22 protein-coding genes and 6 tRNA genes are annotated in these 20,975 nt (G+C 36.4%); all 28 read left to right on the top strand.

What is annotated here, in order from left to right; translation table 11 throughout:
• Positions 1-5 precede the first annotated feature (5 nt).
• Positions 6-1,679, top strand: coding sequence for a lectin like domain-containing protein (locus tag ACTQ1L_RS12900; RefSeq protein ID WP_441367566.1), 1,674 nt, complete (start codon positions 6-8; stop codon positions 1,677-1,679).
• 1 nt (position 1,680) lies between these two features.
• Positions 1,681-2,760, top strand: coding sequence for an N-acetylmuramoyl-L-alanine amidase family protein (locus ACTQ1L_RS12895; protein WP_441367564.1), 1,080 nt, complete (start codon positions 1,681-1,683; stop codon positions 2,758-2,760).
• A 142-nt stretch (positions 2,761-2,902) separates the two neighbouring features.
• Complete coding sequence (locus ACTQ1L_RS12890) at positions 2,903-3,496, top strand: XTP/dITP diphosphatase (protein WP_321111445.1); 594 nt, start codon at positions 2,903-2,905, stop codon at positions 3,494-3,496.
• 154 nt (positions 3,497-3,650) lie between these two features.
• Positions 3,651-3,725: transfer RNA gene (locus ACTQ1L_RS12885), tRNA-Pro, on the top strand.
• 6 nt (positions 3,726-3,731) lie between these two features.
• A tRNA-Gly gene (locus ACTQ1L_RS12880) sits at positions 3,732-3,802 on the top strand.
• A 31-nt stretch (positions 3,803-3,833) separates the two neighbouring features.
• A tRNA-Arg gene (locus tag ACTQ1L_RS12875) sits at positions 3,834-3,907 on the top strand.
• A gap of 47 nt (positions 3,908-3,954) precedes the next feature.
• Positions 3,955-4,028: transfer RNA gene (locus ACTQ1L_RS12870), tRNA-His, on the top strand.
• Between the two features lie 67 nt (positions 4,029-4,095).
• Positions 4,096-4,167 (top strand) — tRNA-Gln (locus ACTQ1L_RS12865).
• An 18-nt stretch (positions 4,168-4,185) separates the two neighbouring features.
• A tRNA-Lys gene (locus ACTQ1L_RS12860) sits at positions 4,186-4,258 on the top strand.
• Between the two features lie 95 nt (positions 4,259-4,353).
• Complete coding sequence (locus ACTQ1L_RS12855; protein ID WP_441367563.1) at positions 4,354-5,289, top strand: tyrosine-type recombinase/integrase; 936 nt, start codon at positions 4,354-4,356, stop codon at positions 5,287-5,289.
• A gap of 15 nt (positions 5,290-5,304) precedes the next feature.
• Positions 5,305-5,448, top strand: coding sequence for a hypothetical protein (locus ACTQ1L_RS12850; RefSeq protein WP_441367562.1), 144 nt, complete (start codon positions 5,305-5,307; stop codon positions 5,446-5,448).
• Positions 5,445-6,614, top strand: a complete 1,170-nt coding sequence (locus ACTQ1L_RS12845) for an Ig-like domain-containing protein (protein ID WP_441367560.1) — start codon at positions 5,445-5,447, stop codon at positions 6,612-6,614. The genes ACTQ1L_RS12850 and ACTQ1L_RS12845 overlap by 4 nt, the downstream gene beginning before the upstream one ends.
• A 1,859-nt stretch (positions 6,615-8,473) precedes the next feature.
• Positions 8,474-8,968, top strand: coding sequence for a capsid assembly scaffolding protein Gp46 family protein (locus tag ACTQ1L_RS12840; RefSeq protein ID WP_441367559.1), 495 nt, complete (start codon positions 8,474-8,476; stop codon positions 8,966-8,968).
• 139 nt (positions 8,969-9,107) lie between these two features.
• The gene (locus ACTQ1L_RS12835; protein ID WP_441367558.1) at positions 9,108-9,296 is read left to right on the top strand and encodes a hypothetical protein; all 189 of its coding nucleotides are present in this window, start codon (positions 9,108-9,110) and stop codon (positions 9,294-9,296) included.
• 16 nt (positions 9,297-9,312) lie between these two features.
• Positions 9,313-10,197, top strand: a complete 885-nt coding sequence (locus ACTQ1L_RS12830) for a hypothetical protein (protein WP_441367557.1) — start codon at positions 9,313-9,315, stop codon at positions 10,195-10,197.
• A gap of 60 nt (positions 10,198-10,257) precedes the next feature.
• Positions 10,258-10,497, top strand: coding sequence for a helix-turn-helix domain-containing protein (locus ACTQ1L_RS12825; RefSeq protein WP_441367556.1), 240 nt, complete (start codon positions 10,258-10,260; stop codon positions 10,495-10,497).
• Entirely contained in the window at positions 10,497-10,955 is a 459-nt protein-coding gene (locus tag ACTQ1L_RS12820) for a hypothetical protein (RefSeq protein WP_441367554.1), read from the top strand. Before ACTQ1L_RS12825 ends, ACTQ1L_RS12820 begins: the two co-directional genes overlap by 1 nt.
• A 303-nt stretch (positions 10,956-11,258) precedes the next feature.
• Positions 11,259-12,146 (top strand): hypothetical protein, encoded by an 888-nt coding sequence (locus tag ACTQ1L_RS12815; protein ID WP_441367553.1) that lies wholly within the window; start codon positions 11,259-11,261, stop codon positions 12,144-12,146.
• Between the two features lie 404 nt (positions 12,147-12,550).
• A complete protein-coding gene (locus ACTQ1L_RS12810; protein WP_441367552.1) occupies positions 12,551-12,715 on the top strand; it encodes a hypothetical protein in 165 nt (54 codons plus the stop codon).
• Between the two features lie 362 nt (positions 12,716-13,077).
• A complete protein-coding gene (locus ACTQ1L_RS12805; RefSeq protein WP_441367550.1) occupies positions 13,078-13,260 on the top strand; it encodes a hypothetical protein in 183 nt (60 codons plus the stop codon).
• Between the two features lie 24 nt (positions 13,261-13,284).
• Positions 13,285-14,526 carry a hypothetical protein gene (locus ACTQ1L_RS12800; RefSeq protein ID WP_441367548.1) on the top strand — a complete coding sequence of 414 codons (1,242 nt, stop codon included), beginning with the start codon at positions 13,285-13,287 and terminating at the stop codon, positions 14,524-14,526.
• 85 nt (positions 14,527-14,611) lie between these two features.
• Entirely contained in the window at positions 14,612-14,758 is a 147-nt protein-coding gene (locus ACTQ1L_RS12795; protein WP_441367546.1) for a hypothetical protein, read from the top strand.
• Complete coding sequence (locus ACTQ1L_RS12790; protein ID WP_441367544.1) at positions 14,751-15,170, top strand: hypothetical protein; 420 nt, start codon at positions 14,751-14,753, stop codon at positions 15,168-15,170. The genes ACTQ1L_RS12795 and ACTQ1L_RS12790 overlap by 8 nt, the downstream gene beginning before the upstream one ends.
• Complete coding sequence (locus ACTQ1L_RS12785) at positions 15,160-16,746, top strand: phage terminase large subunit family protein (RefSeq protein WP_441367543.1); 1,587 nt, start codon at positions 15,160-15,162, stop codon at positions 16,744-16,746. The genes ACTQ1L_RS12790 and ACTQ1L_RS12785 overlap by 11 nt, the downstream gene beginning before the upstream one ends.
• A 123-nt stretch (positions 16,747-16,869) precedes the next feature.
• Positions 16,870-18,213 (top strand): phage portal protein, encoded by a 1,344-nt coding sequence (locus tag ACTQ1L_RS12780; RefSeq protein ID WP_441367542.1) that lies wholly within the window; start codon positions 16,870-16,872, stop codon positions 18,211-18,213.
• 1,169 nt (positions 18,214-19,382) lie between these two features.
• Entirely contained in the window at positions 19,383-20,072 is a 690-nt protein-coding gene (locus ACTQ1L_RS12775; RefSeq protein ID WP_441367541.1) for a zinc ribbon domain-containing protein, read from the top strand.
• Positions 20,062-20,403, top strand: coding sequence for a zinc-ribbon domain-containing protein (locus ACTQ1L_RS12770; protein ID WP_441367540.1), 342 nt, complete (start codon positions 20,062-20,064; stop codon positions 20,401-20,403). Before ACTQ1L_RS12775 ends, ACTQ1L_RS12770 begins: the two co-directional genes overlap by 11 nt.
• Before the next feature lie 114 nt (positions 20,404-20,517).
• Positions 20,518-20,898 carry a hypothetical protein gene (locus tag ACTQ1L_RS12765; protein ID WP_441367539.1) on the top strand — a complete coding sequence of 127 codons (381 nt, stop codon included), beginning with the start codon at positions 20,518-20,520 and terminating at the stop codon, positions 20,896-20,898.
• Positions 20,899-20,975: the final 77 nt, after the last annotated feature.

Genomic DNA, 20,975 nt, shown 5'->3' with positions numbered 1-20,975 from the left:
AATAAATGAAATATTCAAAGAGATACATGGTATTTACACTCATATTGGCACTCATTTTTGTGTCGAATTTTTATATATATGCAAAGGATAATTCGACACTTGGGGCATTCCGCGGTGCGAAAATACAAAGCGGTGTATGGAGCCCTCTGGTTGCCGATGATGTAAATGGCGGTACTATTAAGCTTAAGATAGAAAATAAAGAATATACGAGTGAGAATGAGCATGTGTATATGGATGACGAAAGGAATATCATGGTTCCGGTAACGATGCTGCGCGATGCGTTAAACAGCAGTGCACATGTCTATAATAAAGAGGAGCTGCTGGTTGAAAAGCATAGTCTGACGGCTGATTTCAAGCTTTCCGATGATAATGGCTTTGTGCAATATAAAGGTGCATTTTACGTCAGTCTGGACAAGCTTTCAAAGCTGTTAGATATGACATGCAGCTTTGACACAGCATCGAATACGCTCACCATGACAGATAAGTCTGAGGGTGTTTCACCAGTTCCGCCAAAGTATGACTTAAGAGAGAAACAGCGTGTTTCACAGGTCAGGGATCAGGGGACATATGGCACCTGCTGGGCATTTGCCGCTACCAGCGCACTTGAGTCGGCGCTTATGCCGGAGGAGAATCTGTTGTTTTCTGTTGACCATATGAGCATGAGCAATTCATTCAATGTCAATCAGTATGATGGCGGTGAGTACACCATGGGAATGGCATATCTTGCAGCCTGGCAGGGACCGGTCTATGATGCCGACGACCCATATGGAGATGGCGTGACCAGGAGTGATCTTACGGCAGTAAAGCATGTGCAGGAGATTCGTATAATAGACGGAAAGGATTATCAGGGTATAAAGGAGGCTGTATTCAAATATGGAGGTGTGCAGACATCGCTTTACAGCACCATAACAAGCTCAAAGACAAAGACTCCTTATTACAACAGACAGACAAATGCCTACTGTTATATGGGGTCTGAAAAGCCGAATCATGATGTTGTCATAATAGGATGGGATGATAACTACCCAAAGGAGAATTTTAATGTGGACCTTGAAGGCGATGGAGCTTTCATATGTCAGAATAGCTGGGGCTCACAGTTTGGTGAGGATGGAGTGTTTTATGTGTCTTACTATGATACTAATGTAGGTACACACAATGTTGTCTACACAGATGTTGAGGATACTGACAATTACGATAATATTTATCAGAGTGACCTCTGCGGCTGGGTAGGCAAGATGGGCTATGATAAGGAGGATATGTACGGAGCTAATGTTTTCACCGCACAGTCGGCTGAGTCACTTAAGGCTGCAAGCTTTTATGCAACAGCATCTGATACATCATATAAGCTGTATGTGGTCAAAAATTTTGAGAATGAATATTCCTTCCAGAACAAGACACAGGTAGCGGAGGGAACTCTTGAAAATTCCGGATATTATACGGTTGATTTTGATGAGCCGATGGAGGTGGAGGCTGGCGAGCGTTATGCTGTGGTGCTGTATATCAGTACACCGGGCTCAACCCATCCTATGGCTATTGAGTATGATTCCGGTGAAAAATATATGTCAGCCGTGGATTTAAACGATGGTGAGGGCTATATCAGCTACGATGGAGTAGCTTTTATCAATGTAAAGGAAAAACAGGATTGCAACCTCTGTATAAAGGCCTTTTCTGATAACAGATGATATGTACAGAAAAATTTTAAAGATAATAACAGTACTCTTTATGGCGCTGGTGATTATTGTTCCGGTAACAGTCAAGAAGCTGCCGGCAATGAATGAAAAATATGCCATGGCAGAGGAGCTTGAAAATAATGTACTGCAGAATTATGTCAGGGCATCAGCCCTGGCAAAGGAAAAGAAGAATCCGGATGATATATTAAAATCGACAGACAATCAGGATGGAGACCTGAAAATAGAGCTGCCAGCTTCCGTAGGAAAGTCCAAGCAGGATATTTCTGTGGAGACAGATTATCTGACACAGACAGTATATGTAAAGCTTAAAACAGAAGAGGAAAACTATTTCACAAACTATTCAATAACCGGAAATTCAGATTATATTGACTCTATGCAATATTACAAAAATGACGGGGCCGGTGTTATAGCTATCACTACAGATAAGCTGTATGAGATAAAGTACCTGATAAAAAACGGAAGCCTTTATATTAAATTTGTCGATTTACATGACATATATGACAAGGTTGTTGTGATAGATGCAGGTCATGGAAGCAGAATGAGCGGCGCTGTGCGAAATGGTGTATATGAAAAAGATATAAACCTTGATATTGTGCTGGCATTAAAAAATCTGCTCGATGATTATTCCGGCGACAAAAAGATAGGTGTTTTTTACACCAGGACCACAGATGTCAATCCAACACTCCAGCAGAGAGCAGCATTGGCAAATAAGGCAGATGCTGATTTATTTATCAGTGTGCACTGTAATTCATATGAGACTGGTAATTTTACCGCAATCCATGGCACGCAGGTGCTCTACAGTCAGTCTGATGACCGTAAGCTTGGCAGTAAAAGACTGGCACAGATATGTATGGACAATGTGACAAAGGAGACCGGAAGCAGCGCATTCGGACTGCTTGAGGCAGACAATATATATATAATAAGGACAAGCAATGCACCGGTTGCACTTGTCGAAGCAGGTTATATGACGAACCGTGAAGAGCTTGACAATCTGACCAATCCGGATTATCAGAAAAAGATGGCACAGGGCATATATAATGCTATTATGCAGGCATTTGATGAGGGGTACTAGTACAGCGAATAATAAGTAACCAGCCATATGACTTGCCTGATTTTCAAACCGCAGCATCAGAAAGGCATAACGCAGCTGGTTGCGCGGTCCGGCAATAATTGTACCAATACAATAATGAAACACAATAGAGAGGATAGATGATATGACAAAAATAATATTTGCAACAGGAAACAAGGATAAGCTCAGAGAAATCAAAGAAATACTTTCAGACTGTGATGTGGAGATTCAGTCAATGAAGGAAGCCGGTATCAATGTGGATATCGTGGAGGATGGAAAGACCTTTGAGGACAATGCACTCATTAAGGCGCGTGCAATTGCGGCGCACACAGATGCAATTGTTCTAGCAGACGACTCAGGGCTTGAGATTGACTATCTGAACAAGGAACCGGGAGTATATTCAGCGCGCTATATGGGCGAGGATACTTCCTATGATATAAAGAATAATAACCTTATAGAACGCCTTGACGGTGTGCCAAAGGAAAAGCGAACAGCACGCTTCGTGTGCGCTATCGCAGCAGTGCTTCCGGATGGAAGGGAGCTTGTGACCAGACAGACTATGGAGGGCTATATCGGCTGGGAGATAGCAGGTGCAAACGGATTTGGCTATGATCCTATATTCTATCTTGATGAGTACGGCTGCTCTTCTGCAGAGCTTACACCACAGCAGAAGAATGCCATAAGCCATCGTGGCAAGGCTCTTCGTGCCATGAAGGAGCTGCTTATGAAAGTGCTGTAACACAGCAAAAAAGGCTGCCGGAAAGCGCCTGGGCGCGGCCCGGCAATTGCCTTGTAAAAAAATATTAAAAAAAATAAAAAAAGTTGTTGACAGAATGACTTCTTTGCTATATACTAATTCTTGCGTCACGGAAAGAACGCAAAACAAAAACCTTCGGGGTGTGGCTCAGCTTGGCTAGAGCGCCTGGTTTGGGACCAGGAGGTCGCAGGTTCGAATCCTGTCACCCCGACTATATGCGGGTGTAGTTCAATGGTAGAACACCAGCCTTCCAAGCTGGATACGTGGGTTCGATTCCCATCACCCGCTTAGATATTGCAGCATTTGCAGTATCGCATGTGTGTCTGTAGCTCAGTTGGATAGAGCACCGGCCTTCTAAGCCGGGTGTCGGGGGTTCGAATCCCTTCAGGCACATTTCTTATTTCATATTAATTCCATATGGACCATATGAAGTAAATATGGTGGGTATAGCGCAGTTGGTTAGCGCGCCAGATTGTGGCTCTGGAGGCCCAGGGTTCGAATCCCTGTATCCACCCTTTGCATTAGTGCAAAAGTGTCGTGCGCATTATATGCGTATCCGTGCGGCGCACGAGTATTACTCAAGGGCTATCGCCAAGCGGTAAGGCACAGGATTTTGATTCCTGCATTCGTTGGTTCGAATCCAACTAGCCCTGTTACAATCTGATAGATATGGGATATTAGCTCAGGTGGTAGAGCACTTGACTTTTAATCAAGTTGTCCGGGGTTCGAATCCCCGATGTCTCATTCTCAGTATTCATACTACTTGATACTGATTTTATTGCGTATAACTATTTCGCTAAGAAAGTGTAGGTTAAGCACACAGAAAGCGAGGTTGTTATATGTCACAACAGATTCAAATGAATCATCAAAAAGTTCTTAAAGTTGCAGACGCTTATGATTTATTTATTCGTAAGTGTAGAGTTAAAAACTTATCTGATGCAACAATCCAATCCTACAATACTAAAATCAAGCCGTTCATTGATTATTGTAATGGCGGTAATATCGTTTCAGTAACTATTGATACAGTCGATGGATTTACTGATATGCTTAAGACAGAACATCATGTTAATGACGTGTCCGTTGTATCTTATCTACGGTCAGTAAGAGCGTTCCTATATTATTGCATGGAATGTAATTACATGGCTACATTTAAAATCCATTTGCCAAAAGCACAGAAAGCTATCAAGGAAATCTATTCAGACGAGGACTTAGAGAAGCTACTGGTTAAGCCAAACACAAATACTTGTTCTTTTACAGAATATAAGACATGGGTGTTTGAGAATTACATGATAGCCACAGGAAATCGTCTCAGTACGGCTTTAAACGTCCATATTAAGGATTTAAACTTTAATGACGGACTAATTACCTTGCGTAAGACAAAGAACCGCAAACAGCAGATTATCCCACTCAGCGCAAGCCTAGCAGAAATCCTACAAGAGTATTTAGTTGTGCGTGGTGGAAATCCTGATGATTTTCTTTTCTGTAATAACTATGGTGGACAGGCAAGTAACAGAACATGGCAGACATTGGTGTATCGCTACAATATTAAACGTGGTGTTAATGTTACCTCAATTCATGCTTTCCGTCATTCATTCTCACGTCTATGGTTGCTCAATCATGGAGATATTATGAGACTTAAGACCATACTTGGACACAGTAATATAGCCGTGACAAATGAATATCTGCAAATGTTCGGGCAAGACTTACAAATGGATTTTGAAAAATTCAATCCACTAGACAACATGAAGAAGAAAGAAGCACAGATTAGGATGTAGAAGGAGAATATCATAATGAAGAAATGGATTAAGGCAAATAACGACAGAGTAACACAGGTGATTGAATTTGATGATGGCTCAAAGATAGAACTGCCATTAAATAGTCAGGGAAAATTAAAATGGTTTGATGATGAATTATTAAGAAAGGAGAATAAATGAATTATGCGAATGTATTTGGTCGTACACAGAGACAGTTTGATATGACCATGAATAGAGAACGAATCACAGTTACAGATTTTTACAACTCCGATATTAAATATGATGTATTTTTTCGTAGAAATCAGAGAAGCACAATACCAGAGGGTAAGGTTAGATTTTTTTATGCTCAGAGTACACCTATTAATATTGGAACAATCTTTATATTAAATGGAAGTACTTTTATTGTTACTTCCAAAGATGGGATTGAAAGTGGGATTTACAACACTTCCGTTGCAGTTAAAAGCGATTTTATCTATAAGATTAAAACAGATAATGGTATTGCTGAGATTCCATTTTATGTTGTATCTGATAAATGGACGTTATCAAGTGGCAATACTATTGGCTATGTGAATGGCGCAGTAGCTTTATATACTGGATATAACAGTATATTAGAGAATTTAAAGGTAAACGATTTATTTGTCGAATTTGGCAATTATTATAAAATTGGAAACACATTTAGAAATAATAATCTGTTCTATCTGTATTTGGAGCAGACAGTTAAGCCACAAGACAATTATAAAATCATATATAATGGTGTAAGCTCATTTGATATGAAGGATTCTACAACTTATCAGTTAAGCTACACTGTGACAAATAATAATTCAATAATAGTCAATCCGACTATTACTTATCAAAGCTCAGCCAATGATGTAGCTACAGTTGACGAGAATGGTCTTATGACTATGCTCAAAGAGGGTTCAGTTGATATAACGGCTACGGCATACGGAGCTTCATGCACTACAACTATGACCATTACAAATACATCAGCACCACAACCAGAAAATATAAAAATTAAACTGACTGCTGACGATACTGAGCTAAGAATGAATCTTCAAGATATGTTAGTATGTAGCTTTATAGATTCATCAGGTAATGATATTACAGATAGCTTTATAACTAAATTATCAGCAGACGATTTTGTATGGACTTGTTCTGTTGATTCAGTTGAGCTTACAAATAACACAAATGTTATTAGATGGAGTAATAATTCAGCCATTAATAAAAAGATGTTCGAGTTTGTGGAAAGTGATGAATCATACAACTATATTGATAAGACACTTATATGTAAAGTAGCAGTTAAAAATATGAGTGCAACTGTTAATATAATACTTAAAGAAGGATATTAAATCCGAAAAAGCCACATCCCCATTTTTGCCTTATATATCAGGTGATTATGGGGATATTGGAACTAAATTTCGTTCCTCTTGAATGTATAGAAGAGAAACGCTTAAATGTTTGAAAAACTCAATCTCGTGAACCATTGATTTATAAGGCTTTTCGGCACATTTTTAAAAAAAATTTGATTTTCTTAAATGTATAGAAGAGAAAGAAAAATGTCACGGAAGCCTAATACCATACAAGCCTTGATTTCACTAGGGTTTGAGCTACTACGTCTGTTTTTCTTATTATGGTAGGAAGATAAGTTTTGCATAAAATTTTTCTATTTTCCTCACCCAATTTCCCCGAAACCCTTATAAAATAAGCAAATTTTGAATTTCTCTATTTTGAGATAATGACATAAAGGGAAGGACGATAAAAGAAGTTTTGCATAAATTTTAATTAAGCGTTACATCAATTTCCCCGAAACCCTTATAACATAAGCATTTCAGCGATTTCCAAAAAATGAGAAAACGGACTAAGGGGGACGAGCAAAAATGAAAACATTGATTTATTTTAATATGGCTCGGCTTCAAAAATGCAAAAAATCACAAAATTCGGCAAATCAATACTATCTCAGATAACGAATTTCGTGACCAAATTTATTTTACTATGGGGGAGTATAATCCACCTTGACATTTTTTATCATAAAATGCGAAATCGAGGGCTTGTTACAACTCTAGCTCTACTGTATATTTTTATTTTACATAGGAGAGGGTAATTACAAAAAAACAGGCAAAATGCGAAATCGAGTAAGTCTTAGATAACGAATTTCGTGACCAAATTTAAGTTACATAGGAGAGGGTGGTTTTCTGGATTCAGACCAGTTTCCGCATATCTTCATAGTCCATATAACATGGATGTTTTCAGAACTTCAAAAATCAAATAGTCCACTTTTCATGGGTTTTCATTTGTGGCTATAAGGGAAAAGAAAAATAAAGAGAAATGTAGTAGCTAGGCTTTAATTAAAAAATAGACCACAACTAATGGATTATTATATTTTATCAAAAAATCCATAACCCATTACTAATGGTCGAAAATTATACTCCAAATGTTTATATATGGAGAACAACATATCATGCACAAAAATATTCGGCAACTATGCACGATTATGGTGTAATTAAACTCTCAGAATACTTGATTTTCTTAGGTTTTTCAAGGCTTTAAGCGTTTGACTTAATGGGTGTAATATGGAGAGAAGAAAAACTGCACGATTATTACCGAATTAAATTCCCTAAACCCTTGTAAAATAAGGCATTCCGAGGTCATTACAATGGGTGTTATATGGAGGGAAGAAACAATCTTATGAGGAGAAAGAGTAACGCAAGCCGAATCCTATACTAGACGTTTTAAAATCCTTATATCCTCTATAAATTATAAGGGTAAAATCCTGTTTTCATGTATGTATATATCAGTAATGGAAAGTAATGTGAATGAGAAATGAAATTTTAATGAAAAAATACAACTCCGAAAACCATTGATACATAAGTTTTTTAAAGTACATTTTCAAAAAAATTCGATTTTCTTAAATGTATAGAAGAAAGGCGATTTTGGAATAAAAGCCTATTACTCAAAAATCCTTGATTTAACTAGGCTTTCGGCTACCATGCCCGTTTTTCTTATTATGTATAGTAAATAGAATATTGAAATATTTTAGGAGCATACTTCGGTATGTTCCTTTTTTGATGCAAGAAAGTTGCGTAGATTTGGTGGTTACGAATAAATCGGAAGCACCAATTTACATATATAACAAACACACAATGTATTGTGGGGCGTAAACATGAACTCAATGAGGGCATGATAGAGCAACACAGAAAGGAGCAATTTAATGGAACTTAATATTGAAGGATTAACACAGGAGCAGATTGAAGCAGTACAGAGAATCATCCAGTCGGAAACAGATAAGGTCAGAACAAAGTACAGTTCGGAACTTAAAACTGTCAATGATGAATTAGCACAGTACAAGCCAAAACAGAAATCTGATTCTGAACTTGCTTTAGAACAGCGTATAGCTAATCTTGAAGCAAAAGAAAAGGAATTAGCCAATAAGGAAAGAGCAATGACGATTGCCGATAAACTTAAAGCTAAAGGACTTCCTAGCGAACTGGCACAGTATCTTAACGTTGGTGAGGATATTGATGGCTCAATATATAAGGTAGGTGACGCACTCGGCAACTACTTTCTCGGACAGGTATCAAATCCCACGGGGAATCACTCTACCAACAAAGGAATCACCAAAGCCGATTTCGCCAAAATGTCCTACTCTGAAAGAGCAAAACTTTTTCAGGAGAACAATGAACTTTATAAAGCACTTAGTAAATAGGAACTGTTAAGCAGTTCTTTTTTTATTGTGCGGAAAGGACTGACGAATGGATGTAAACACAATCCAAACTGCCATAAGTACGCTTGGCTTTCCTATCGTGTGTGTTCTTTTCTTGGGTTGGTTCATCTGGAAGATCTGGATGAGTCAGCAAGACCAGAACAAAGAGCGAGAGGACAAGTTATATGAGTATATTGGCAAAGCACAGGCGGTCAATGAACAGTTGACCAAGACTAATTCAGAATTTGTAGAAGTCTTACACTCGTATAAATCTGATTTGGACACCATTAAAAATGATGTGACAGAAATTAAACAAAATATGAAAGGTTAAATATAGGTAAATTTATATGGCAACAATTAACAATACAACAACTAGCGCAGTAAATAAAAACATGATTATTCCTGAAGTGTACTCAGCACTTGTACAGGAAAAGATTGCAGGAAAGTGCCACGTAGCAAATATGGCAAAGGTACTTGGTGACTTACAGGGTAAGCCAGGCGAGACACTTACTGTACCTTCAATCGTATATGATGGAGATGCAACTGATTGGACTCCTGGCACTGCAATGACTGCAACAAATCTCAAGACAAAGACAAAGAGCTTTACAATCAAAGCAATCGCAGCACCTGCATATGACATCTATGATTTCGACAATGAGGTTGAGATGGGTAACTCTATTGAGAACGCTTCAAAAAATCAGTCCACAGCAATCGCAAGAAAGATGGATGCTGATGCTATCACAGAAGCACTTAAAGCTCCATTCAGGGCAACAGTAGCTACAAGCGGTGTGATTACACAGGATGAGTTACTTGACGCTCTTGGTCTGTTTGGTGACGATAGAAATGTCGAGGACTTTGCAGGAGCAGGTATCGTAGCACACTCTGCATTTGCTAAATCATTCTATGGCATGGATTTATTCGTTAAGTCAACATCAACAACTGCACAGGCAGGAAATGGTATCGTAAGAAACGATTGCATAGGTTCGTTCCTTGGAATCAACGTATACCTCTCTGACAGATGTGTAGAAGCAAGCAAGCCAGTAATGCTTATCATCAAAACTGAGGCTCTTGGCATTATTCCAAAGGAGACTCCATTCTCTGAGGTTGCTCGTGACGCTTCTAAGAGACTTAATACAATCTACTGCTCAGATGCTTATGCAATCGGTGTGATTGATGAGTCAGGAATCGTTGTTGTTCGTGCTAAAGCTACAAGTGGAAGTACAAGTCACTAATTTGACTTAGTGGGGGTGGTGTCTTAAATGACACTGCCCTTTTAAGGAAGGACAAGACAAATGTTAGACGGAACTGTATTACAAAGATTAAGAATGAGGTCGGGAAAAACATTAGTGCAAGTGGCTGATTGGTGTAATGTATCTAAGAGGTACATAATTTATATCGAACAGAATAAAGAAGTACCAAGCGAAGAAACATATGAAGCTTATCTGAACTGTGTCTATGGTACTGGTAAGCCACTGCCACATGAGCCACGATGTAATCAGACCTCTAGGAAGAAGAAGTCGGGTGATGAGTAATGAGATTATTTGGTAAGAGTAAGTCTATCAAATCAATAGCCAAGTCAACGTCATTTCTTGGTGCATATAGAGAAGCAGGTAGGCAATCCTATTCTGGTGGTGGTTGGGGATTAGCTAGATTTAATAGTATTATAAATGCTCATTCATCAGTAGATGGAATAGTTGATGAGTGGGGACTTGATTCTGAAAATTGTCCTTATAGCTCACTTGATGGATATTCTAATTCATATGAACAAGCATACGATGAAGAAGAAAGACGTGCTGAAATAAAAGCGCAAATTCTTGGAATGTTTGGAGTAGATGTTGATGTAGAAGACCTTATGGATTTTGATAGAATTAAAGAGAACGCATATAAATATGCAGAAGAACTTGCACAAGCATGGTTAGATGGGGATGAGTTCATACCAGAAGAGATTATGGATTGGGCTTGGTATAGCTTATCATCACATAATGGATAAGAAGAATAGAAGGTGCAACAATGACAGGAAAAGAGTTTCGCATATGGCGAAGATACAAAGAGATTTCTCAACAAGTAGTTGCGTCATTTGCGGAATGTAATAAGTCAACTATCTGTCGTTGGGAGAAGGAACAAATCAATTTATATCCTGACCTATATTCTAAGGTCATGGAATTTTATGAAACAAATAACAAATAAACAAATAAGCGACTATAGGTCGAGAAAGGAAGGTGAGATAATTTGTTATGTAATTATTTCACCTTCATCTTTATTCGTAGCGGATTATCTCACTATGGATTAAAGAATGAAGGAAGAATATAGACAGAAATTATTAAAAGGAAACGAATGGATTGATGGCACAGATAAATATGGTCTTACGTTAACTGATGATTTGGATTCACTTTTATCATGTGCAATATTAAAACAGATTAAAGGATGGAACATTGAAAGTGCATTTATATTTAATGACAATAAAGTGCATGAAAAAGATAAGCAGAAACTTGACTGCTATTATAAGGTCGCTGATACAGATAATGAACAGATCGGTGTAGACTTTGCAAAAGCACAGGGAAAATGTTTCGACAATCATCTTACACAGTTTACATATCACGAAGAAATAAATTCACAAGCAATCAATTTAAACAGAGTACAGAACATTTACAGAGAGAAATACTGCAAGAAGTATAATCTGTCAACTGTACTACTTCTATGGTCTTTATATGATTTACCAAAAGAAAAATTAACAGATGAATTAATGATGTTGCTCATAGCAATAGATTCAAGTGACGCTGGCTTTTACACAGATAAGAGATGGGTTGGCATACATGAGTATTGGATAAATGAGGTACTTGATTTGCCAGAATTATTAGAGTTTGAGCGCAGTCATACAAAGGAAGACTTTAACAAATTTAGAAGAGAGCTAGGCTTAGTAAAAGGTCGTAGCAAGATTTGGGTAGAAGATAAAAAGTTATGCACTGACATAGACCTTGAAGCAGTAAATGAAATCTTATGGTGGAACACAGACATAGAGATTAAGCTACCAGAAGTGGACTTCTATCGTAATGGCATATACAAAGACAACATTGTAAACATCCAAGGATTTCCAAGTAGTATTAAATCTATTTGTGACAATCCTTTTTCTTATGCCATGACAAGTAAATATGCAGTAGCAGTATCAGAACAGGTGATGTAATGAATTATTCAAATGAACATAAAACAGAGTGCTATATATTCAGTGGATATGTAGCCAATGAATTGCTTCGTCGTGGGTACAGAATAACTCACGTCAAGGCAGACAAGAAGAACAAACAACGCTCAGTATTCTTATTCAAAGTGGAGAATAATATAGAAAGAGCTATTGACTCTATTACTGAGCAGATGAATTAGCTACCTATTTAGGTAGAGTATTTTTAATAATACTCCTTAAATTTTTGCATAGTTAATATTTTATAGGTTAGCTCCATTTGGGGCTGACCTAATCCTCCCAAAAGAAAGGACACAGAAAGATGAATGAATATTTTTATGAAATGACAAAGGACTTAAACAACAGAGAGTTTGAGAAAGTATATAAATCATACAGAAAGGGGAATAAGATTCATGAAAGAGAAAGATACAGTGATAATCTTCACAGCGAAGAAAGCGAGAACTTTATTGAAGATGGGTTATACGCTTGTGGATATTAAGCCAGATAAGATGGATGTAGATCATAAGAGAAGTGTATTCGTTTTCAAGAATGATGATGGAATTTTGGAGAATATATAAGTGGCTCAAAATTGAATCAAACTTATCTTTATCACTTAAAGGAATAATCGTCTGCCCTGTCGGGCATCCGTTCCTTGAAGTAAGAAAGAGAAGTTTGCAATTTTTCACTTGGAAGATACACATATTTAGTTAGCCCTTGCGGTCTAAGTATCTCTCTTAATGGAAACCAAGTGAAGAAAACAACACAGGCGTATGCCACTCGTACCTACAACTTTCCAAAATCGACCGTTGAGATGCACATATAGTAAAGTTACTTAATATGTACTCCTCAACGGTCGAAAATGGAAAATCAAAAATGTAACACTTGTCCTCAAGGACAACTCAATATGTATCAAACAAAGCACAAAAAGGAGAATTAAAGAATGACAACAACAAATTACACACAAAGAGGAAAGAAGTATATCTATTCAGTTGCAAGAGCAAATGAGTTCATGCAGAGAGGTTATCGTTGCTTAGAGACAGGTTTTAATGCAAAGCAACAGAGATTCTTTTGGGTATTCGATTATCAGGAAGTTCAACCTTTTTATGATGAACAGAATAGATAAGTAAGAGAAAGGATTAAAGCAATTATGATAGAGTTAAATAAAGAGTATACATACAAGCAAATAGTTGAGCTTTTAGGATGGAAATATTATTCAGGTGGTAATGGCAAGAAAGCACAAATCAAAGAGATAGAATCATCATTTGAATATTATCATCCTATAAATAAGAAAACTCACAAGGAGAAGAAGTCATATATCTTTACAAAGCAGTTGAAAGATTTGGTTGAGCCTAAACATGGTGGTGTGCGTAATACAAATTATATTCAACCTATGATGGACTATCTCAGAATGAAAGTCGATATGGGCTATGATTTTAAATCATTTACTACATGGTTCTGTGAGGACTTGGATTTATTGAATAAAGATATGTATGACATTGCATATAAAAGTGAGGATGAGATTGCTCTGTTTTGTCAAGAGAAAGGTATCTCAAAGCCACAACTTTTAAGTGAGTATATCAGCAAGACCAAACATCATATAAAGGATATGTTTCGTAAATCTTTGAACGCACTGGCTAAACAGGATATGGCTGAGTTCTATGATGGCTATACTTTTCGCTATAAGGTTGGAATGAAGAGTCGTGGCAAGTTTGACTCAGATGAGCTTAATGAAATTATCCAAAGAATAGAGACAGATATTTGTAATGAGATGCAAGAGACTTATAACCTTGCTCCGTCTATGAAAGGTCGTCAGTTACTCTTCCTTATATATAGTAATAAAAGTTACAAGGACGAATTTGATGAAAAGAAATATGAAGCTCTTATGGCAGATGAATCAGCCGTGAAACTTATGAATAAAGCTATTGATGAAAAAGAGACAGAGTTTGGAGATTACTGTGGGCGCAAGTACATAGATGAAGAACATCCTCTGATAAGTTACTGGCAGTCCGTAGCTATTTATCAGATAGATGGCTTAGAGTATGACGAGGGCATTGAGAAAGAAGTCAGCAATAATATTCGCAAGAGAGTAAGACGAGACATTTTTAATATCAAGTGGAAAACCAAAACAGGATATTCTTATTGTCCTTATGACTCTTGGGAAGATGCTACTGATATAGTGGCTATTGAGAAATTATTATTCACACATTTTGACGAGGACTTTGATGATGGAACATCACTTGATTTAGCGGTGCTTGATAATGAATTAAAGGATTTTTTATTGGATGACGTTTCCCAAAATGGTAAATCAGATGGGTTCATGGAGATACCGAAATCTCCAGAAGATGAGGAAGAATTAAACAGATTATTTGATAGGGTGTCTATTGCATAGGCATCCTTTTTTGGTTCGACAAAATTGGCGAGTGGATTTCCACTCTTATGTGGAACATATTAACTTAGAAAGTGAGGAACATAAAATGAGAAAGAAAGATTTAATTGCAGAGAACAAGAAGTTAAAAGATGAGGTTGAAGATTTAAAGCGTCAGTTGACATATGCAAAGACACAAATAAATATAAAGGATATTTGCTTGATGCTTAAGGAAAGAGAGGTATATCATGACTAAAGAAAAGACAATTATGCAAGCATTAACAGAGGTTGTTCCTAATTATCTTGCGTCATATCTTTGTTGGTATTACTCTGATCCTAATAAGAGAATTAGTTGGGATGATTTGTGTAAATCTGATTCTAACTTTAGAAGTAAAAACGGAGAGAATAAAACGGAAGATTTTGCCGAACAGAATTGGCTCATTCGTGATGATGTTCAGAAAGCAATGATTATCTATTTGCAGTATATGAAGCGTTATAACTTTATGAAGCGTTATCAAGAGATGAATAAGAAAGCATTATCTGGTGACGTGAACAGTGCAAAGTATGTTGATGAAATGGATAAGCTACTCGATAAAATGAGCGTTGATAAGAATACAGAGAGTGAGATTGATAAACTCTTACAGGGGGTGAATATCAATGCAGATTAGTTTAGATACTGCCAAGAAGTTAAATTGGCTATGGAAAGACGAAAACAAGATTGCATGGATAGAAACCTTTATTAAGATTGCTGATAAAGAGGGGAATATTGTTCCTTTTATCTTGACTGATGAGCAGAGAAAGTTGGTCGAGAATTTAGGACATCAGAATATCATAAGCAAGTCAAGACAGTTGGGAATTTCTGTAGTAACAGTAGCCCTCAGTATTAGGGCTTGTGTTGTAAACTCTAATACTAACTGTGTGCTTATATCACATAATCAGTCCAGTACCAATGCCGTGTTTGATAAATTAAAGCAACAGTTCTATTCATTGCCCGACTGGTTAAGACCTAAACTAATCACTAATAACAGACAAGCTCTTACATTTGAGAATGGTTCTTCTATTGTGTGTATGACCGCAGGAAACAAAGATGTAGGACGTGGCTCAACTTATAATGGCATAGTTCATTTATCTGAGTTTGCTTTCTGGAAAGACCAAGACCGCCAATTAAAATCAGTCATGCAAGCAGTAACAAGTTCAGCAACTGTGATAATTGAGTCAACGTCAAATGGTTACAATGGCTACAGTTCGCTTTTTCTTTCAGCCAAAAATGGCGAGAACTCTTTTAAGCCGTTTTTCTTTAATTGGATAAATGGTAGGTCTCTTTTCAAACCACAGTATGATGAATCTGTAAAATTGTATAAAGCTCAGCATAATGGCAAAATGCTTACGGAGAATGACTATGATGAGGAAGAGTTACAGTTGGCTAAATTAGGCATGACACCAGAACAAGCCGTATGGAGAAGAGACAAGATTTCTATTAGTGGATTAGATGCTTTCCATGTAGAATATCCTGCTACGCCCGAAGAATCATTTGTAGCTACAGGAAGTGCGGTTGTATATGACAATGCTAAAATAGTTAAGCTACAACAGGCATTAGTAGAACAAAAGGTTAAGCCACTATCTGTTGACAAGATAGTTGGTCTACCACAGATACTTAGGACTTATGTGCAGAATAAATCACTTGATATATATAAAGTTCCAAAAAGAGGAATAAAATATTACATAGGTGTGGACGTATCAGAGGGCTTGGGCGGTAAACATGACTATTCTACTATGTTTGTAATGGATAAGGATGGTGAGCAAGTAGCGGAGTTCCATAATAATAAGGTACAACCATATCTCTATGCAGATATATGTAATGCAGTCGGACGATTCTATAATAAAGCATTACTCTGTGTCGAGAAAGCATCAGGTGGTCATTCTGTTATTGAGAGATTGAGATATGAGCATAAGTATATGAACATGGTTAAGTATAAGACCTATGATGAATATAATCGTGCCGTATGGAAGGTCGGATTCGATACCAATAATAAAACAAAGAGCATTGCGGTTAATGATTCAAGGGAATGGTTTGATAAAGGAATGGTTAAGATTGTCAGCAATAATCTTTTAGAGGAAATGAAAACATTTGTTGCAGAAGAGAATGGTTCGTTTAATGCGGTTGTGGGCTGTCATGATGATTTAGTGTCAGCATTTTGGCTCTGTATTCAGGGCATGAAGAGTGGGTTCTGGTATCCATTCTAATCGGAATAATTATTAACAGAATAGGGAATTTAGGACTTTAATGACGTTAGGTATAGATTTATATGCCTAGCTTTTTTTATTGTCTAAATTCCCTATTGTAACAGTAAATAGAAAGGAAGAAATATGACAATACAAGAATATATAGATAAGCAGTATGATGGTTCTGCTACTTGGTTCATGGAAGAAGTTAATCAGAAGAATCATGTGGCTAGAATTGCGAGTGTTGTAGCAAATATGGATTATCTTGCAGGACGACACAAGGTATTAGGCAGAGAAGATTGCTATTACAAAGGTAAGGTATTAAGGACACGTAAGACTATATTGAATTATGCTAAGACAGTGCTACGTTTCCATGATACATTTCTGCTTGGAAAGAAGGTGTCATTAAGCTCAAAGGATAATGAGACAGTTAATACATTCAATGATATTTATAGGCTTGGTCAGTACGAGACAGTTGACTATCAGATACTTGACAGAGTAAATAAGTTTGGTGACGCATATGAGGTTGTATACATTGATAATGGAGTGATTAAGAGTAAAGTGCTTGATAGTGCTTGCAGTTATCCTGTATATGATGAGTTGGGTGAGTATCTGGCTTTCATTGAAACATGGACTGATGTATTCTCTAGTATCACTTATTGGAATGTATATTATCCTACATACGTTGAGCATTGGAGTAATGAGGGTGCAGATGAGCATTTAGTATCTACTACTATGTCTGTTGGTCTGCCTATCCACTATCATAATTTCAGTGATGAAGACTATAACTTCGGTGTGAGTATGCTTACGGACATTAAACCTATAATGGACGAGTTAGAGGATGTTATTAGCAAGATGGGTGATGCTATATATGTCAATTCACTCAATCCTATGAATGTAGCTATCGGACAGAGAATAGAGAGTTCAATTCCTGCTGATGCAGTTGGTTATGTACTAAATTTGGATGCAGGTGACTATAAGGTAGTCAGTGCGTCTATGGATTATAATACGATTAAGCTTTATTTGGATAACCTTAAACAGATGCTCAATGATATTAGTTGTATTCCTAGTGTGTTAGGCTCTAGTACCAATATTGCTAATGTTAGTTCCGTAGCTATGCAGATATTGTATGCTATGGCTCAGGTCAATGCAGATGAGACTAAGAAGTGGCTTAATATTGGATTCAGAGAGAGATTTGAGAGATTTAAGAAGATACTGAGTATGCAGGGCATTAGTGTAGAGAGTGACGTTGATGTTATCTATAATGTGTCTATGCCAGTTGCTACTACTGAAATGATTGCTAATCTGAAGGCATTGCAGGAAATGGGAGCAATCTCAAAGGAAACAATTATGGAAAAGAGCGATATTGTCAGTGATGTAGAGGTTGAAAAGAAGCGTTTGAGTGGTGAAAATGTAAAGGGTTCTCCAAATGGAGTAACCTTAAAAACCACTGATAATGTGGATAACTCTGTGGATAACTTGAAATAAATTGTGGATAACTTTAAATGTTTCACGGATGTTTCACGGAGTGAAGTTTTTTTGGTGGTTATATGTGGTATTTCAAGAGTAATATACACACTATATATAGTGCGTAAAATGATATACATACACTATATGTAGTGTGTTATGCGTTGATACTATACAATGCTAAAGTGGTAAAATTTGGATAAATATGCCAAAAATACAATTGAATATGCACTTTACATCTGCATGATACCTATGACGCAACCTGTTAATGATGCATTCAAAAAACAGTTCACTGTATTCTTATACTCTGTACTGAAAAAATGCGTACTTTCGTAGTTTTTACGTATTTTTATGACGCACATATACAACACGTAGTATTCAATACTATATATAACACAAGAAATCTCGATTTCCTTGGCTTACATTCACTTGACTATCAATCAAGTGAGCGTTTTAGGGGTGATTTGAGCCGATTTTGGGGTTAAATGTGACCAGATACAGGGTGATAGAGCGTAAAAATGCTCTGTGAGAATCCATTGAGCAATATGCACAAAGGGTGCGGATAGGTTTGTTATGCAATACGGAGAAAATACAGTGCTATTTTTGTGCAATTTTTTATCGCATTTTGGAGAGAATTTGAATAAAGATTTGTGAATTTGTCTCTTTTTGAAAAATCTGGTAGGCATGACTAACTGACGATTTCATAAAAAATTTATAAAAACTTTATGATTTTTTTCGCGTTACCCCTTGACAACGAAAAATTTTTTCCTTAATCAGAAAAATCCCCACAGAGCAATTTTTAGTTTCCGAATTATTCGGAATCTAAAATCCGAGCCGAAACTTTCGGATGGGAATCAATATAAAGAGGATTCCGAAACTTTCGGAAGGCATATTTGCAAGGTACATCCACAACCATCACGAAATCGTATGCGTTACACAGATAGTGTGTACCCTTAAACCGATATAGTCGGTTTAGACCATTATGGACTAATCAAGGTGTGGTAAATTTACCACAAGTCCGTTTTACCAAATTCGGTCAAACGAGAATACCGTTTCGGTAAATTTACCAAAACAGTCAGATATGCACACAATGCACTTCCCACAAAATAGTGGTTTTCAAATTCCCTCTTGTATTATTCTTTATAGAGTAGTAAAATATTCCTATAAAATATTTAAAGGGGGGAATGTTTATGGCATTAATTAAATGTCCAGAATGCGGTAAGGAAATTTCAGATAGAGCAAAATCTTGTCTGAACTGTGGGTGTCCAGTTAATGTTTATAAAAAAAATACTAGAAACATCGAATTAAATAGAAAAAAAATTATAGTTATAATAGCAATTATAGTTTTTATAATAGGGATATTATCATTTTTTATAGTGAAATATAAATATAATAAAGATAATCCAAAAATTATTGGTGATATTCGATTAAATATGTCTCAAAAAGATGTAGAAAATATATTACATAAGAAAATCGGTAATAATTTAGATATAGATAGTGATACTGATGGGGACGAAATATGTATTTTTGAAGATGAAATACGTAAAATTGACAATAATAAAACACTGGAAGATCTATATTCAACAGGAGTAGTTTCATTAGATTTTGATAAGAATAACAAACTACAACAAATAGACATTGGTTTTTTTAGTACAACAATTATGAAAAATGATGTATTAGAAAACTTTGGTTTAGGATTAAAGGAGAGTGACATTCATTCCTATCGTCCTGATGTATTTTCTGTTAAATTTTATTATGGGATAACTGGAAATACATACGTTGAATTTAATGATAGATTAGATGGTGTAGATAAAGATTATCAGAGTATTACTTTTATGCGAAAAGTAGATGCTAGAAAGGGGAATAAACATGTTAATTAATTGTCCAGAATGTAATAAAGAAATATCTGACACTGCAAAGAGTTGTCCTTATTGTGGGCATCCAATAAAAAATCCACTAAAAATAGCTAAAAGCAAAGAAAGAGCAAAGACATCAACCCTAATAACTATCACATATGTGGTTATATGGATTGCATATGAAATGACTGTAGCATCTGATAAAAATGCTTCTCATGCGTATTATATGACAAGTGGATTAGGCGATTATCCAAGATATTTGTTAATAGGCGAGTTATTAGAGTTCGTTTTCTTTGTTCTATTAATTGTAACTATAGTCTTTTGGATAATATATTTTGTAAACAAATCTAAATAAAAACCCCAAGAGAGGATTACCTTAAACCAAGGTAGTCCTTTTTTATTGCCTAAAATCACATATGCCAATACGAAATTATTTCGTAGCACCACTTATATATAGAAAGGAGAAATTATGCAAGTATTAGATAGATTAAAGATGGAGTTATCAAATCAACAGTATTTCTCTGATGAGCAATACATTCAGTTCCTTGCAGAGAACTCATTAACTCCAACAGATGAATATGATAAATCAACAATGCAGAAGTCATTACTGTTCACTGTTATTGATGTACTAGAAGCCGTTACAAATGACATAGATTTAATGACAGGTATCAGTACAGAATTTTCTGATATTGGACAAGCATATAGCTTCTTAGAAGCAAGAATACAACAGGTGAAAGATAAGATTGCAGCCATTCCAGATGAGGATGAGAATTATTCATGTTTTTCACTGATGTATACGAATAACAGAAGCAATAATATTACTTCGGCTGTTAAATATCACAATATTTAACAGCCATATATTTCAATATATTTCAGCTTGCTATGCTTAAACAAACAAGTTACCTGTTCCTTATTCTCCTGTAGTCC

It is taken from the genome of Agathobacter sp. LCP21S3_B2 (assembly GCF_052118705.1).
Classification (GTDB): Bacteria; Bacillota; Clostridia; order Lachnospirales; family Lachnospiraceae; genus Roseburia.
This window is presented reverse-complemented; position numbering and strand designations above follow the sequence as displayed.

Coding starts and splice junctions, on each gene's coding strand:
- ACTQ1L_RS12900 (WP_441367566.1), top strand. CDS start 6: ATGAAATATTCAAAGAGATACATGGTATTTACACTCATATTGGCACTC.
- ACTQ1L_RS12895 (WP_441367564.1), top strand. CDS start 1,681: ATGTACAGAAAAATTTTAAAGATAATAACAGTACTCTTTATGGCGCTG.
- ACTQ1L_RS12890 (WP_321111445.1), top strand. CDS start 2,903: ATGACAAAAATAATATTTGCAACAGGAAACAAGGATAAGCTCAGAGAA.
- ACTQ1L_RS12855 (WP_441367563.1), top strand. CDS start 4,354: ATGTCACAACAGATTCAAATGAATCATCAAAAAGTTCTTAAAGTTGCA.
- ACTQ1L_RS12850 (WP_441367562.1), top strand. CDS start 5,305: ATGAAGAAATGGATTAAGGCAAATAACGACAGAGTAACACAGGTGATT.
- ACTQ1L_RS12845 (WP_441367560.1), top strand. CDS start 5,445: ATGAATTATGCGAATGTATTTGGTCGTACACAGAGACAGTTTGATATG.
- ACTQ1L_RS12840 (WP_441367559.1), top strand. CDS start 8,474: ATGGAACTTAATATTGAAGGATTAACACAGGAGCAGATTGAAGCAGTA.
- ACTQ1L_RS12835 (WP_441367558.1), top strand. CDS start 9,108: ATGAGTCAGCAAGACCAGAACAAAGAGCGAGAGGACAAGTTATATGAG.
- ACTQ1L_RS12830 (WP_441367557.1), top strand. CDS start 9,313: ATGGCAACAATTAACAATACAACAACTAGCGCAGTAAATAAAAACATG.
- ACTQ1L_RS12825 (WP_441367556.1), top strand. CDS start 10,258: ATGTTAGACGGAACTGTATTACAAAGATTAAGAATGAGGTCGGGAAAA.
- ACTQ1L_RS12820 (WP_441367554.1), top strand. CDS start 10,497: ATGAGATTATTTGGTAAGAGTAAGTCTATCAAATCAATAGCCAAGTCA.
- ACTQ1L_RS12815 (WP_441367553.1), top strand. CDS start 11,259: ATGAAGGAAGAATATAGACAGAAATTATTAAAAGGAAACGAATGGATT.
- ACTQ1L_RS12810 (WP_441367552.1), top strand. CDS start 12,551: ATGAAAGAGAAAGATACAGTGATAATCTTCACAGCGAAGAAAGCGAGA.
- ACTQ1L_RS12805 (WP_441367550.1), top strand. CDS start 13,078: ATGACAACAACAAATTACACACAAAGAGGAAAGAAGTATATCTATTCA.
- ACTQ1L_RS12800 (WP_441367548.1), top strand. CDS start 13,285: ATGATAGAGTTAAATAAAGAGTATACATACAAGCAAATAGTTGAGCTT.
- ACTQ1L_RS12795 (WP_441367546.1), top strand. CDS start 14,612: ATGAGAAAGAAAGATTTAATTGCAGAGAACAAGAAGTTAAAAGATGAG.
- ACTQ1L_RS12790 (WP_441367544.1), top strand. CDS start 14,751: ATGACTAAAGAAAAGACAATTATGCAAGCATTAACAGAGGTTGTTCCT.
- ACTQ1L_RS12785 (WP_441367543.1), top strand. CDS start 15,160: ATGCAGATTAGTTTAGATACTGCCAAGAAGTTAAATTGGCTATGGAAA.
- ACTQ1L_RS12780 (WP_441367542.1), top strand. CDS start 16,870: ATGACAATACAAGAATATATAGATAAGCAGTATGATGGTTCTGCTACT.
- ACTQ1L_RS12775 (WP_441367541.1), top strand. CDS start 19,383: ATGGCATTAATTAAATGTCCAGAATGCGGTAAGGAAATTTCAGATAGA.
- ACTQ1L_RS12770 (WP_441367540.1), top strand. CDS start 20,062: ATGTTAATTAATTGTCCAGAATGTAATAAAGAAATATCTGACACTGCA.
- ACTQ1L_RS12765 (WP_441367539.1), top strand. CDS start 20,518: ATGCAAGTATTAGATAGATTAAAGATGGAGTTATCAAATCAACAGTAT.